Raw genomic sequence first — 13363 nt, 5'->3', positions numbered from 1 at the left:
CTGCGACTAGCGGCGAAGCGTTAAATTTCGGCAAGCGCTACGGCCATTCGCTCCGCTTTGGGGGAGATTCGGCTTAGCGCAACTCCGCTTGAACCAGTCACGTCACCCCGGGTCAAGCCCGGGGTGACGAGGAAGTGTGATGTCATCACGCTATAGATACTGCCAAAAGAAAGGGCCGGGAGATTGCTCCCCCGGCCCTTCGCATTGGTCGAACGGGTGGGACTTAAAAGTCCATCCCGCCCATGCCGCCCATGCCGCCGCCGCCCATGGGCATGGCGGGCTTGTCGTCGGGAAGCTCGCTCACCGCCGCTTCGGTGGTGATGAGCAGACCGGCAACCGAGGCTGCGTTCTGGAGCGCGGTGCGAACGACCTTGGTCGGGTCGATCACGCCGGCGGTGACGAGGTTCTCGTAAACGTCGGTCGAGGCGTTGAAGCCATAGGACGTGTCCGACTGGTCGAGCAGCTTGCCCGACACGACCGCGCCATCATGGCCCGCATTCGCCGCGATCTGGCGAACCAGCGCCGTCAGCGACTTGCGGATGATGTCGATGCCGCGCGTCTGGTCGTCATTGACGCCCTTCAGCCCATCGAGCGCCTTGGTTGCGTACAGCAGAGCCGTACCGCCGCCGGGGACGATGCCTTCTTCAACGGCTGCGCGGGTTGCGTGCAGCGCGTCGTCGACGCGGTCCTTGCGCTCTTTCACTTCGACTTCCGAAGCGCCGCCGACCTTGATGACCGCAACGCCGCCGGCGAGCTTGGCAAGACGCTCCTGGAGCTTCTCCTTGTCATAGTCGCTGGTGGTGACTTCGATCTGCTGGCGGATCGCATCGGTGCGGCCCTTGATCGCATCGTGATCGCCCGCGCCGTCGACAATGACGGTGTTGTCCTTGTCGATGGTGACGCGCTTGGCGGTGCCGAGCATGCCCAGGGTAACCGTCTCGAGCTTGATGCCCAGGTCTTCCGAAATCACTTCGCCCTTGGTCAGGACGGCGATGTCTTCCAGCATCGCCTTGCGACGATCGCCGAAGCCCGGTGCCTTGACCGCTGCGACCTTGAGGCCGCCGCGCAGCTTGTTGACGACGAGCGTGGCCAGTGCCTCACCCTCGATATCCTCGGCGATGATGAGCAGCGGACGGCCCGACTGAACAACGGCTTCCAGAATCGGGAGCATCGCCTGCAGGTTCGACAGCTTCTTCTCATGGATCAGGATGTACGGATCGTTCAGTTCGACCGACATCTTCTCAGGGTTGGTGATGAAGTAAGGCGACAGGTAGCCGCGGTCGAACTGCATGCCCTCGACCACGTCGAGCTCGAAATCGAGACCCTTGGCCTCCTCGACGGTGATGACGCCTTCCTTGCCGACCTTCTCCATCGCTTCGGCGATCTTCTCACCGACGACGGTGTCGCCGTTGGCCGAGATGATGCCGACCTGAGCGATTTCGGCCGAACCCGAAACGGGCTTCGAGCGCGACTTGATGTCCTCGACAACCTTGATGACGGCGAGATCGATGCCGCGCTTCAGGTCCATCGGGTTCATGCCGGCCGCAACCGACTTCATGCCCTCACGCACGATCGCCTGAGCGAGGACGGTCGCGGTGGTGGTGCCGTCGCCGGCGATGTCGTTGGTCTTCGAGGCCACTTCGCGCACCATTTGTGCGCCCATGTTCTCGAACTTGTCCTTCAGCTCGATTTCCTTGGCGACAGTAACGCCGTCCTTGGTGATGCGGGGGGCACCGAAGCTCTTGTCGATGACGACGTTGCGGCCCTTTGGCCCCAGCGTGACCTTGACCGCGTCGGCGAGGATGTCGACGCCGCGCAGAATGCGTTCACGCGCGTCGCGGCTGAATTTTACGTCCTTGGCTGCCATGTGGCTACCCTTTCAGAAAGTGGGGAAGTTGACGAAGTTGACGGTTTCGACGTGGCTGAAATCAGCCAACAATGCCGAGAATGTCGCTTTCTTTCATGATGAGCAGGTCTTCGCCGTTGACCTTGACCTCGGTGCCCGACCATTTGCCGAACAGAATCTTGTCGCCGGCCTTAACGTCGAGCGGGGTGATCGTCCCGGCTTCGGTACGGGTGCCGGTGCCGACGGAGACGACTTCGCCTTCCTGTGGCTTTTCCTGGGCGGTGTCGGGGATGATGATGCCACCGGCAGTCTTGGCCTCGGCCTCGACGCGGCGGACCAGCACGCGATCGTGCAACGGACGAAAGTTCATGGAGCTCTCCTGAACAGGATTGATAATAGGTGTTGGCACTCACCGTAAGCGAGTGCCAGCAGCGGTCATATGGGCGTGTGTCCCGGCAGCGTCAACGGGTCTGAGGTGGGCAACCGAAAGAATCAGGCAAGGCGAAAATTTGATGCAAATTAAGTCCATTCTGGATAGGTTCCATAGTAAGAATTTAGTAACTACGATTATTCTTATCGTTCAGGAACAATAGCTTCAAGAATAGATTTCTGATTTTTAGCGATGCATTGAAGTATCGCATTAGACAGGAGTGGTGTCATGTTGCAAAACAAGGCCGTATGGCCAACGCTGGTGCTTGCCTCGACGGCAATGCTTGCACTGTCCGCGTGTGAGAGTTCCGGAAACTATCGTATCGCATCTGTTGGATCGGCTGGCGGGACTGGCGGCAATGGCGGTGACGGGGGCCCGGGCGGTACGGGTGGCGCAGGCGGAACCGGCGGCACCGGCGGAACCGGAGGACCTGGCGGCAGCGGTGGCAACGGTGCTGCGGGCGGCAACCTGGTCGGCAACCTTATCGTGACCGCCGGCAACACCGTGATCGGCGTCGCGGGCAAGCATAATGGCGTGGCGAGCGTCGTGAACGGCGCGGTGCCGCAAAGCGGCATCCTGACCGGCAAGGTCACCGCCATTCTGACCAAGACTGGCCAGACGCTGGTCCAGATCGGCACCGGCGCCGGCGGCAGCAGCGGCGGCGGCCTGATCCTGGACGGCGCCGGTGGCAAGCTGGGGGCGCTCGTCGCGCTCGATCTGGGCGCGGGCAAGGTGATCGCGGCACCGGCCGGGTCGAAAGCCCTGATCGGCCTGAACGTGCTGGCGCAAAACCCCAATACCGGCAAGCTGGTGACCGTCGGCGCGGCATCGGGCGGCAAGCTGGTCGCGCTCGACCTCAACGGATCGGGCAACGGCCTGTTGGGCGGCGTGCTGAACAAGACTGGCGGCGTGACGGGTGCGACCGGCGCAACTGGCGGGTCGGGACTGCTCGGCGGCACCGTCAGCAAGGTGACGAACGGCCAGTCGGGCGGCCTGCTGGGCCTGAAGAAGAAGGGCAACTGAAAGCCCATCCCTGAACCCGCGTGCTCATGTGGCTTGACAGCGCGCGGGTTCCTTCTTTCCCTTAACAGGATGCGAACCCCATGATGCTGGTAAGCCTGATGGCGCTGGCTGCGGTTGCGGACCCGCAGGACGGCACGCGATTGATCGACCGCAACCGGATCGACCGACCGAAGACCGCACCGAAAATCGCCCCAATGGCCCCGCGCGAGCGCGCGCGGATTGCCGCCAGCGGCACTGGCCGACCGATCAAGGGCGTGCGCTTTCGCGGCGTCGATGCGCCGGGCCCGGTGGCGAAGGCGGCCGAAGATTTTCTGGGGCGTGCGATGACGGCGGAAACGCTGGCCGAGCTCGCCGGGACGCTGTCGCGGGCGTATGAGAAGAGCGATGTCGCGCTCTATACCGTCGCCATTCCCGAACAGGATTTCGCTGACGACGTGGTCGTCGTTCTGCTGACCGAAGGGCGGGTCGCAAAGCTGAATATCGCGGGGGAGGCACGGCGGCACCGGCAATTGCGCGGGCGCGCCGCACCGCTGACGCAGGAGGCGCCGCTGAGCCGCGTGACGTTCGAGCGGCAGTTCACGCTGATGCGCGCGCTCCCCGGCCTGACGCTTGACACGGCGTTTGCCGACCCCGACGGGACCGGCGCGTTGATACTGACGCTGACGCCGAAGCAACGGCGGAGCAAATTCACGTTGGGCTTCAGCAATCGCGGCGTCGACCTGACCGGGGACGGGCAGTTCGATGCGCTCGCGGAATTCTATGGCTTGGCGGTGGATGGCGACCAGCTGAGTTTCGCCGCATCGGCGGCAAGCGATTTCAAACGCTATCGCTATGGCGCGCTGGGCTACCAGGCACCGGTTGGCACGAGCGGTCTGACCGCAAGTGTGAACGCGGCGTATCTGGAGACGCGGCCAAAGGGCATTCCACTTAAGGGTACTGCCAAGCTGGCGGGGGCGACGCTGAGCTATCCGCTGATCCGCGGGTTTCGCCGCAATGCAGATATCAGTCTGGGCCTGGACGGCATCGACAGCGACAATGCGGTGCTGGGCAATCTGATTGCGACCGAGCGGACGCGCGCGTTGCGCGCAGCGGCGGGGATTTCGGATAGCCGGGAAAAGCGGGCATGGTCGCTGAGCGTGGCGGCGTCGCAGGGGCTGGACTTCGCGGGCGCGCGGGTGATCGAGCCGTTCGCCGAGAAGGGTTTCCGCAAGATCAGCGGTGCCGCGAGCGCGGCGCAGATGCTGGGCAAGCGGGTCACGCTGCGACTGAACCTGTCCGGCCAGTATAGCGGCGACCGGCTGCCCGCCGCCGAACGTTTCGCCGTGGGCGGCGAAGCGCTGGGCCGCGCGTTCGACACCGCATTCCTGACCGCCGACAAGGGTGCTGGCGCGCTCGGCGAAGTGGCGGTCCGCCCGATCAAGGGCGGCGGGTTTTCGGCGAGCGAACTCTATGCCTTTGCCGACCGCGCCTGGATCGGCATCGCGGCACGAGGACTGGACCCGGCGATCGACCTGTCGATGGCGTCGGCGGGGGCGGGTGCGCGGGTGCGGTTCAAGGAAAAGGGCGAACTTGGCATCGAGGCGGCGAAGGCGATCGATGATCCCTATCCCGGCTATGACGAGGACTGGCGCGTATCGGTGATGTGGAAGCTCTCACTCTGATGCGCTTGCTCGCATCTGTATTGCTTCGTTAACACGGGCCGTTTACTCGCACGCTCCTATGCCCTAACTTGACGTTAGGGGCAGGCTTCCGAGGAGCAGAACACGTGAGACTGGTGCGCGGCGCATGGAAGCTGCTTGTGGGAATCAAGGACGGTCTCGTCCTGCTGCTGATGCTGCTGTTTTTCGGCGCGTTGTTCGCAGTGCTGTCCGCCCGCCCCAATCCGGCGGCGGTGAAGGACGGCGCGTTGGTGCTCAACATCGACGGCATGATCGTCGAGCAGCCTAGCGAGGCCGATCCGTTCGCGTCGCTGGGCGGCGGCGAGGCGGTGCGCGAATATCGCATGCGCGATCTGGTCCGCGCGCTCGACGCGGCCAAGGACGATGCGCGGGTGAAGGTCGTGGTGCTCGATCTCGACCGGTTCATGGGCGGTTATCCCGCGGTGGTGTCGGAAGTGGCGGCGGCGGTCGGCCGGGTGCGGGCGGCGAAAAAGCCGGTGCTGGCCTATGCCACGGCTTATACCGACAGCAGCTATTTGCTCGCAGCCAATGCCAGCGAGATCTGGGTCCATCCGATCGGCGGCACGTTGTTCAGCGGTCCCGGCGGATCGCGGCTTTATTACAAGGGGCTGATCGACAAGCTCGGCGTGAACACGCACGTCTATAAGGTCGGCAAGTTCAAGTCGGCGGTCGAGCCTTACCTGCTGACCGGGCAGTCGCCCGAGGCGAAGGCGGCGAACGAGGCGCTGTACGGCGCGATCTTCGGCCAGTGGCAGGAAGCCGTGGTCAAGGCGCGGCCCAAGGCGAAGCTGGGCGATACGATCAACCGGCCGGACGCGCTGATCGTCGCATCGAATGGTGATATCGCGCTGGCGAACGAGCGCGCGGGTCTGATCGACAAGCGCGGCGACCGGCTGGCATTCGGCAAGCGCGTGGCGGAGATTGCCGGCGTCGACGCGGGTAAATCTGCGGGCAGCTACAAGAGCATCAAGCTGGCCAACTGGCTGGAGGCCAATCCGGTGGCCAAGACCGGCGACGAGATCGGCGTGATCACGGTTGCGGGCGAGATCATCGACGGCAAGGCCGGGCCGGGCATGGCCGCAGGCGACACGATCGCCGACCTGTTGCTGAAGGGACTGGCCGAGAAAAAGCTGAAGGCGCTGGTCGTGCGCGTCGATTCGCCGGGTGGCTCGGTGCTGGCGTCGGAGCGCATCCGGCAGGCGATTCTGCAGGCAAAGGCGCAGAAGCTGCCAGTCGTGGTGTCGATGGGCGGTCTGGCGGCGAGCGGCGGATATTGGGTTTCGATGCCCGCCGACGTGATCTTTGCCGAGCCAAACACGATCACCGGATCGATCGGCATTTTCGGGATCATCCCGACGTTCGAGAACACGCTGGCCAAGATCGGTGTGACCAGCGACGGGGTGAAAACCACGCCGCTGACCGGACAGCCGGATATTTATGCCGGCACCAATGCGGTCACCGACCGCATTTTGCAGGCGGGGATCGAGCAAGGCTATCGCCGCTTTATCGGGCTGGTCGCGGCCTCGCGCAAGATGACGCCGCAGCGGGTCGATGAAATCGGTCAGGGCCGCGTGTGGGACGGTGGCACCGCGCGTCAGCTGGGACTGGTCGATCGTTTCGGCAATCTCGACGCGGCGATCGCGGAAGCGGCGAAGCGCGCCAAGCTCGATCCCGCCAAAGTACATGCGGTGTATCTGGAGAAGGAGCCGAGCTGGTTCGAGACGATGGTCGCGGGCTTCTTTGCCGGTGGCGGCGATGAGGAAGAGGAAGCGGCGCCCGAGAGCGGTGGCGACCTCTATGCCCGGATCGCGGCAGACCGGCGCGCGGTGTTCGGTCAGGCGCTGGGCGATGCGAAGCGGTTGGCGATGGGATCGTCGATGCAGGCACGTTGCCTGGAATGCGGATCGTTCGGTCCGGCGGCGGGGACGGTGCGGGCAGACGCACGGCTGATCGATCTGGTGCTGGCGAAGGTCGGCCTGTGATCCTGTTGCGAGCGGCGGAGCCGGGTGACGCGAGTGCGATTGCTGCGATCTATGCGCCCTATGTGCTGACCGGCACGGTATCGTTCGAGTTCGACCCACCGGACGCGCGGCAAATGCGCGGACGGATGGAGTCATCCGATGGACTATATCCGTGGATCGTCGCCACCAATGGCGAGGGCAGGGGCGTGCTCGGCTATGCCTATGCAACCAGCTTTCGTGAACGCGCGGCATATCGCTATGTCGTCGAGACATCGGTCTATGTCGCGGGCGCGGTGCAGGGGCAGGGCGTCGGGCGGCTGCTGTACGAAGCGCTGATCGACACGTTGCGGGCACAGGGGTTCACCCAGGCGATCGGCGTGATCTCGCTGCCCAACGAGCATTCGATCCGGTCGCACGAGACGATCGGCTTTCGCCGCGCGGGGCAGTTGCGTGAGATCGGGTTTAAGGAAGGGCGCTGGATCGATATCGGCATCTGGCAGTGCGAGCTTAACGACAGCGTGACCCCGCCGGTAGAGCCGAAGCCGTTCAGCGAAGTGGGCGTTGTGCGGGCCTAAGCTCGCTTTCAACGCTTTGTTCAGCATGACTTCGCTAAATCACGAGACATGGCGACGACCAACGAACCGACGCAAACGATTGAAATCGACCATGTTCGCCGGTTGGTGATCGTCACGGCATCGGGATTCTTCACACCCGAGGCGACGCACAAGGCCACGATGGAAACCCGCCGCGCGATCAAGTCGCTGGGCAGGGACGTCGGCAAGCATGTGACGCTTTACGATATGCGCGAAGTTAGCGCGGTGCCCGCCGAAACCGTCGATCTGATGCGGATGGGCTTCGCCAACCCGGTCTATAAACCGATCTGGGCGCGCAAGGTGGCGTTCGTGGCGCGATCGGTGCTGTTGCAGCGGCAGATCGACCGCATCCGCGAATCGCGACCCGATATCCGGATTTTCACCGAGCGCGACGAGGCGCTGGACTGGCTGCTCGAACACTAACGTCGGCCGCGATAGGCAGGCAACTTGATCTTCCAGACCAAAGCGGCGGCACGCAGGGCGAAGCCGGCTGCGGCGGCGATCAGCGCGGCGATGAAGACGGGCAGGGGCGTGAAGGTCAGTGCGACATAGAGGCCGGCGGATAACGCAGCGGCGGTGACGTAGAGTTCGGGACGCATCAAAATCGACGGTTCGCCCGCCAGCACGTCGCGGATGATGCCGCCTGCGCACGCCGTAACGACGCCCATGACGAAGGCGGGGACCGGCGGGATGCCGATGCTCAATGCCTTGGCCGCGCCGAACACGGCATAGGCGGCAAGGCCGAGCGCGTCGAACCAGTCGAGCGCGGTGTTGTTGGTCCACCAGCGTTGCGGCGTCACCCAGATCACCCCTGCCACCCCCAGACAAAGTGCGGCGACATAGGGATGATGCACCCACCATACCGGCGCGCCGATCAGCAGATCGCGGATCGTGCCGCCGCCGATCCCGGTGACCAGCGCGAAGAATGCGGCGGTGACAAAGGTCTGCGCGCGCCCCGCCGCGACCAGCGCACCGGTTGCGGCGAACAATGCGATGCCGGACAGGTCGAGCAGCGGCAGCAGCGGGCCGAGCTGGGTAATGGCGGCGGGCGCGGTCATCATTCCGCTGTCCCATCCAACGCGCGTGGCGTCAATCGCGTGGAATCAGTCCCAGCCGTGCGACTTGCGCAGCGCGGCCGCTTCGCCCGGACTGACCATGTTCAGCAACGCGCGGGTGGTGGCCGCGCCCTCGACGCGCTCGTTCTTCACATAGCTCCAGTCGATGACTGCGGCGTCGGGGATGCGCACTTCCTGTCCGCGCCGGTAGCCGGGCGCGCGCGGGTTGTTGACGAGGCGGGCGGTGGTGACGCCATCGGTGTGCGTGACCACTTGCGCCCAGATGAATTCGTCGATCTCGCCGGGGACGAGGTCGTATTTGACGAGGAAATAGCTTTCGGAAGGGTCGGGCGCGGCGAAGCGCTTGAAGAAGCGGGGCAGTTCGGCGCGCGCCTTGCGGATGGCCGTCGCCATGTCGGCGCGGCCCTTGGCGATGTCGATGATGGGATCGGGGCGCGGTTGCGCCTGACCGGAGGGGGCCGCGCAGAGCAGGAGGGCGAGGGCACAAAACATCGGCTTGTCCTTTCCGGCTTGATGTAGCGCGGGTGTCGGGTGGACGCGACGGGCTGTCAGTTAATGTCAGGCTTGCCGTGGCAGTCGGGCGCGGTCATCACCGCGTTCCCACCCCGCGCAGGAGCAGCCCATGACCTATCAGCCCGCCGCCGATCGCTATAACGGCGCGATGCCCTATCGCCGGTGCGGGCGCAGCGGGATCGTGCTGCCCGCCATATCGCTGGGGCTGTGGCAGAATTTCGGTGGGGTGGATGTATTCGAGACCGGGCGGGCAATGCTGTTGCGGGCATTCGATCGCGGCGTGACGCATTTCGATTTGGCCAATAATTACGGGCCGCCCTACGGATCGGCGGAGGAGACGCTCGGCCGGGTGCTGGCGAGCGACCTGCGCCCGCACCGCGACGAGCTGATCGTCTCGACCAAGGCGGGGTGGGACATGTGGCCCGGCCCTTACGGCGATGGCGGCAGTCGCAAATATCTGATCGCCAGCCTCGACCAGTCGCTGAAGCGGATGGGACTGGATTATGTCGACATCTTCTATTCGCACCGCATGGACCCCGACACGCCGATTGAAGAAACGATGGGCGCGCTGGTTCAGCTGCACCGGCAGGGCAAGGCGCTCTATGTCGGCATTTCGAGCTACACGCCCGAGGCGACGCGGCGCGCGGCCGAGATATTGGCGGGCGCGGGCGTGCCGCTGTTGATCCATCAGCCAGATTATTCGCTGTTCAGCCGCTGGATCGAGGACGGCTTGCTCGACGCGCTGGGCGATGCCGGGGCGGGTTGTATCGCGTTCTCGCCGCTGGCGCAGGGGTTGTTGACCGCGCGCTATCTGGACGGGGTGCCGGCGGACGCGCGTGCGGCAAAGGGTGGGTCGCTGAGTGTCGGGCGGCTGACCGACGATGTGGTGGCGCGCATCCGCGGGCTGAATTCGATCGCCGAGGCGCGCGGGCAGACGCTGGCGCAGATGGCGATCGCCTGGGTGTTGCGCGACCCGCGTATGACCTCCGCACTGATTGGCGCGCGTACGGTGGCGCAGCTCGACAATTCGCTCGACGCGGTAAAGCGGCTGGACTTTGCGGCGGAGGAACTCGCGGCGATCGACGGGTTCGCGGTGGCACCGGGCGAGCGAATCTAGCCGCTATTTTCGCGGTGCCGGGGTGGATCGGCCGCCCTGATGCAGGATCAGGCCGGTGACCTTGCCCGCAGCGTCGCGGGTGAAATCGACCTGCGCATCGACGACTTTCAGGAAGAAGCGGTCGGCGGATTCGGGGAAAAGCTCGAACTCCTGCTGCCCGGTCGCCTGAGTCATCAGCTTGCCGTCCTTCACCCGCATGGTGAGGGTGAAGGTCGGTGCCAGTTCGTATACGCCTTCATATTGCGCGAGTTTTTCGGGTGCGACGGTCGCAGCCTTGCGCTCGTCCGGCAATATCACGGTCCCGCCGCGCGCGAGGGTCATCAGGGATTTGGACAGCTTGCCCGGCGACGGGCCGTTGAGGTTGCCAAGGACAACGACGGTGAGCTTGCGGTCGGGATCGTAAGCGAGCGACGTGTTGAACCCCTCGATCCCGCCGCCATGTTCGATCGTGGTGACGCCGTCCTTGCTGACGACGCCGATGCCGAACGCATAGTCGCTCTTGTACGGTGTGCGGAAGGCGGCGAGCGAGGCTGGCTTGAGCAATTTTCCGCCATAGACGCCGCGCTGCCATTTGAGCAGATCGCGCGTGGTGGAGTAAAGCGCGCCCGCACCCTGCGGAATCGACATGTCGACATAGTCGGCGTTGACGGGGCCGTCCTTTGCCGGGGCATAGCCCGATGCGCGGCGCGGCAGGATCGCGGCGTGACTGTCATAGCCGGTATCGGCCATGCCCAGCGGCTTGAACAAATTATCGCCGACAAAGGCGGCGTAGCTCTGGCCGCTCAATTTCTCGACGATCGCGCTGAGCAACACATAGCCGGAGTTGGAGTAATCCCACTTCTCGCCCGGCTGGAACGCCAGCGGCTTGTCGCGGAAGCGGGCGATCAGGGTGGTATGAGTCGCGGGCAGCGTTTTCTGCGCGCCATAATCGGGGAAGCCGGTGAAATTGGGGATGCCCGATGTGTGGGTGAGCAGGTGGCGGACGGTCACCTTGTCCCACGCTGCGGGGGCGTCGGGCAGGTAGGTCTTGACCGGCGCGTCGAGCGTCAGCTTGCCGCGTTCCTGGAGCAGCAGGATCGCGACGGCGGTGAATTGCTTGGTGACCGAACCCAGCCGGAACTTGGTGTCGCCGTCATTGGCGATCTTCCATTCGAGGTTCGCCGAGCCATAGCCCTTGTCGAACAGAATTTCGCCGTCGCGGGCGACGAGCACCGCACCCATGAACTCGCCCTTCTCGACATCGTCGCGCACCACGGCATCCATGCGGGCGGTGTCCTGCGCCAGCGCCGGCGCGACCGTCAGAACGATGGCCGCGAGGCCGATAACGTAGCGATTCATGAGAAACCCCCTCAGTGTGTTACGATGCTATAACACGCCGAAGGGGTTCGCAAGAGTGATGCGGGCACCTTTGTCAGATGTGGATCGGTTTCCCGGTCACCGCCATCGCCGCTTCCTTGATCGCCTCGCTGTGCGTCGGGTGGGCGTGGCAGGTATAGGCGATGTCCTCCGACGTCGCGCCGAATTCCATTGCCTGCGTCGCCTGCGCGATCATCGTGCCCGCGACGCTGGTGATGATCCATACGCCGAGGACGCGGTCGGTCTTGGCATCGGCGATGATCTTCACGAAGCCGTCGGTCATGTGGTTGGTCTTGGCGCGGCTGTTGCCCGCCATCGGGAATTTGCCGACTTTGATCTCGCCGCGTTCTTTGGCGGTTTCCTCAGTCAGGCCGACACCGGCGATTTCGGGCATGGTGTAGACGACGCTGGGGATCAGATCGTGGTTCACGATGCCGGTCAGGCCTGCGATGTTTTCCGCGACCGCAATGCCTTCATCTTCCGCCTTGTGCGCCAGCATCGGGCCGGGGACGACGTCGCCGATTGCCCAGACGCCGGGAACCGAGGTGGCGAAATCATGGTCGATCTCGATCTGGCCGCGCGCATTGACCGACAGGCCAGCGGCTTCGAGGTTGAGGCCATCGGTATTGGGCTTGCGTCCGATCGCGACGAGGACGTTGTCGGCCTCGATCGTTTCGGCATCGCCACCCTTGGCGGGTTCGACGGTCACGGTCGCCTTGCCGCCGCTGACGATGACGCCGGTTACCTTGGTGCCGGTCTTGAACTCGATGCCCTGCTTCTTGAAAAGCTTTTGCGCTTCCTTTCGCACGTCGCCGTCGAAGCCGGGGAGGATCTGGTCGAGATATTCGACGACGGTGACCTTGGCGCCGACGCGACGCCATACGCTGCCGAGTTCGAGGCCGATCACGCCGCCGCCGATCACGACGAGATGGTCGGGCACTTTCGCCAGTTCGAGCGCGCCGGTGGAGTCGACGACGACCTGCTGGTCGATTTCAACGCCGGGGAGGGGCGTGACGGACGAGCCGGTGGCGATGACGATGTTCTTGGCGCGGACTTCACGGTCTCCGACCTTGACGCTGTCCTTGCCGGTGAACGCGGCATAGCCCTTAAGCCATTCGACCTTGTTCTTCTTGAACAGGAATTCGATGCCGCCGGTCAGGCCCTTGACCGCATCGAGCCGCTGCGCGTGCATGGCGTCGAGGTCGAGGCTGACTTCGCCGGTCTTGACGCCCAGCTTGGCGAGCGCGCCGGATGCGGCTTCCTCGAACAGTTCGGATGCGTGGAGCAGCGCCTTGGATGGGATGCAGCCGACATTGAGGCACGTGCCGCCCAGCGTCTCACGCCCCTCGACGCACCCGGTTTTCAGGCCAAGCTGCGCCGCGCGGATCGCGGCGACATAGCCGCCGGGCCCGGAACCGATCACGAGGACGTCGAAGTCGTATTCAGCCATCGGTACTTCCTTGCCGTATCAATCTTCGGTCATGGTCGAATAGAATCCTGACCATTCCGTAGGTTCAGGATATCTAGTGACGTACCGTTCGTTTTCATCGTTGGTTAGTGTCCGAAACCAATCGCAGAACTCTGCCATATAGTCCTCGCCTAGCCCCATTCGCCATCCGATCGAGCGCCGCTTAATCATCGGAAGCGCACTCCAAGGCGGGATGGGCCATCCTTCCGCATCAAGCTTCATGACAGAGTCGGGCAGCACGCTCACTGCTTGCTCAATCATTGTCGCCATTTCTGCTGGCGTGGTGGCAACCCGCTTCATC

Annotated in this window: 13 protein-coding genes; 6 read left to right on the top strand and 7 right to left on the bottom strand. The window is 64.3% G+C overall.

Translation table 11 applies throughout. The annotated features are described in order from the left end of the window. Positions 1–223 precede the first annotated feature (223 nt). Entirely contained in the window at positions 224–1867 is a 1644-nt protein-coding gene (gene groL / locus U1702_RS10055) for a chaperonin GroEL (protein WP_332723980.1), read from the bottom strand. A 61-nt stretch (positions 1868–1928) separates the two neighbouring features. After that, the gene (gene groES / locus U1702_RS10050; RefSeq protein ID WP_332723978.1) at positions 1929–2216 is read right to left on the bottom strand and encodes a co-chaperone GroES; all 288 of its coding nucleotides are present in this window, start codon (positions 2214–2216) and stop codon (positions 1929–1931) included. A gap of 288 nt (positions 2217–2504) precedes the next feature. On the opposite strand from groES, the gene U1702_RS10045 reads away from it, so the two are divergent. The 5 genes from U1702_RS10045 (at position 2505) to U1702_RS10025 (ending at position 7955) form a co-directional block, all read left to right on the top strand. Continuing rightward, positions 2505–3299: a hypothetical protein gene (locus U1702_RS10045; RefSeq protein ID WP_332723976.1), complete on the top strand. Its 795-nt coding sequence runs from the start codon at positions 2505–2507 to the stop codon at positions 3297–3299. An 80-nt stretch (positions 3300–3379) separates the two neighbouring features. Then, complete coding sequence (locus tag U1702_RS10040; protein WP_332723974.1) at positions 3380–4960, top strand: ShlB/FhaC/HecB family hemolysin secretion/activation protein; 1581 nt, start codon at positions 3380–3382, stop codon at positions 4958–4960. Between the two features lie 104 nt (positions 4961–5064). Further along, positions 5065–6960, top strand: coding sequence for a signal peptide peptidase SppA (sppA, locus tag U1702_RS10035; protein ID WP_332723972.1), 1896 nt, complete (start codon positions 5065–5067; stop codon positions 6958–6960). Further along, a complete protein-coding gene (locus U1702_RS10030; protein ID WP_332723969.1) occupies positions 6957–7514 on the top strand; it encodes a GNAT family N-acetyltransferase in 558 nt (185 codons plus the stop codon). The genes sppA and U1702_RS10030 overlap by 4 nt, the downstream gene beginning before the upstream one ends. Positions 7515–7562: 48 nt before the next feature. Continuing rightward, positions 7563–7955, top strand: coding sequence for a hypothetical protein (locus U1702_RS10025; protein ID WP_332723967.1), 393 nt, complete (start codon positions 7563–7565; stop codon positions 7953–7955). Here the strand turns inward: U1702_RS10025 and U1702_RS10020 are convergent. Together U1702_RS10020 and U1702_RS10015 are read right to left on the bottom strand one after the other, a co-directional pair. Next, positions 7952–8590 (bottom strand): trimeric intracellular cation channel family protein, encoded by a 639-nt coding sequence (locus U1702_RS10020; protein ID WP_332723965.1) that lies wholly within the window; start codon positions 8588–8590, stop codon positions 7952–7954. The two genes, U1702_RS10025 and U1702_RS10020, sit on opposite strands and share 4 nt — an antisense overlap. Before the next feature lie 45 nt (positions 8591–8635). Then, the gene (locus tag U1702_RS10015; protein ID WP_332723963.1) at positions 8636–9100 is read right to left on the bottom strand and encodes a DUF2314 domain-containing protein; all 465 of its coding nucleotides are present in this window, start codon (positions 9098–9100) and stop codon (positions 8636–8638) included. A 130-nt stretch (positions 9101–9230) separates the two neighbouring features. Here U1702_RS10015 and U1702_RS10010 point away from each other — a divergent pair, with 130 nt between their 5' ends. Then, positions 9231–10238, top strand: coding sequence for an aldo/keto reductase (locus U1702_RS10010; protein ID WP_332723961.1), 1008 nt, complete (start codon positions 9231–9233; stop codon positions 10236–10238). A gap of 3 nt (positions 10239–10241) precedes the next feature. Here U1702_RS10010 and U1702_RS10005 read toward each other — a convergent pair whose 3' ends face one another. The 3 genes from U1702_RS10005 to U1702_RS09995 form a co-directional block, all read right to left on the bottom strand. Then, positions 10242–11576 carry a serine hydrolase gene (locus U1702_RS10005; protein ID WP_332723959.1) on the bottom strand — a complete coding sequence of 445 codons (1335 nt, stop codon included), beginning with the start codon at positions 11574–11576 and terminating at the stop codon, positions 10242–10244. A gap of 73 nt (positions 11577–11649) precedes the next feature. Next, positions 11650–13044, bottom strand: a complete 1395-nt coding sequence (lpdA, locus tag U1702_RS10000) for a dihydrolipoyl dehydrogenase (RefSeq protein ID WP_332723957.1) — start codon at positions 13042–13044, stop codon at positions 11650–11652. Between the two features lie 18 nt (positions 13045–13062). Beyond that, positions 13063–13362 carry a hypothetical protein gene (locus U1702_RS09995; protein ID WP_332723954.1) on the bottom strand — a complete coding sequence of 100 codons (300 nt, stop codon included), beginning with the start codon at positions 13360–13362 and terminating at the stop codon, positions 13063–13065. Position 13363: the final 1 nt, after the last annotated feature.

It is taken from the genome of Sphingomonas sp. LT1P40 (genome assembly GCF_036663835.1).
Lineage (GTDB): Bacteria > Pseudomonadota > Alphaproteobacteria > Sphingomonadales > Sphingomonadaceae > Sphingomonas.
Note: the sequence above shows the minus strand (reverse complement) of the source record. Positions and strands in the feature narration are given on the sequence as shown.

Excerpts from the sequence above, each read along its gene's own strand:
- U1702_RS10040 (WP_332723974.1), top strand. The coding sequence starts at position 3,380 with ATGATGCTGGTAAGCCTGATGGCGCTGGCTGCGGTTGCGGACCCGCAG.
- U1702_RS10010 (WP_332723961.1), top strand. The coding sequence starts at position 9,231 with ATGACCTATCAGCCCGCCGCCGATCGCTATAACGGCGCGATGCCCTAT.
- U1702_RS10020 (WP_332723965.1), bottom strand. The coding sequence starts at position 8,590 with ATGACCGCGCCCGCCGCCATTACCCAGCTCGGCCCGCTGCTGCCGCTG.
- groL (WP_332723980.1), bottom strand. The coding sequence starts at position 1,867 with ATGGCAGCCAAGGACGTAAAATTCAGCCGCGACGCGCGTGAACGCATT.
- U1702_RS10025 (WP_332723967.1), top strand. The coding sequence starts at position 7,563 with ATGGCGACGACCAACGAACCGACGCAAACGATTGAAATCGACCATGTT.
- U1702_RS09995 (WP_332723954.1), bottom strand. The coding sequence starts at position 13,362 with ATGAAGCGGGTTGCCACCACGCCAGCAGAAATGGCGACAATGATTGAG.
- U1702_RS10045 (WP_332723976.1), top strand. The coding sequence starts at position 2,505 with ATGTTGCAAAACAAGGCCGTATGGCCAACGCTGGTGCTTGCCTCGACG.
- lpdA (WP_332723957.1), bottom strand. The coding sequence starts at position 13,044 with ATGGCTGAATACGACTTCGACGTCCTCGTGATCGGTTCCGGGCCCGGC.
- U1702_RS10005 (WP_332723959.1), bottom strand. The coding sequence starts at position 11,576 with ATGAATCGCTACGTTATCGGCCTCGCGGCCATCGTTCTGACGGTCGCG.
- groES (WP_332723978.1), bottom strand. The coding sequence starts at position 2,216 with ATGAACTTTCGTCCGTTGCACGATCGCGTGCTGGTCCGCCGCGTCGAG.
- U1702_RS10015 (WP_332723963.1), bottom strand. The coding sequence starts at position 9,100 with ATGTTTTGTGCCCTCGCCCTCCTGCTCTGCGCGGCCCCCTCCGGTCAG.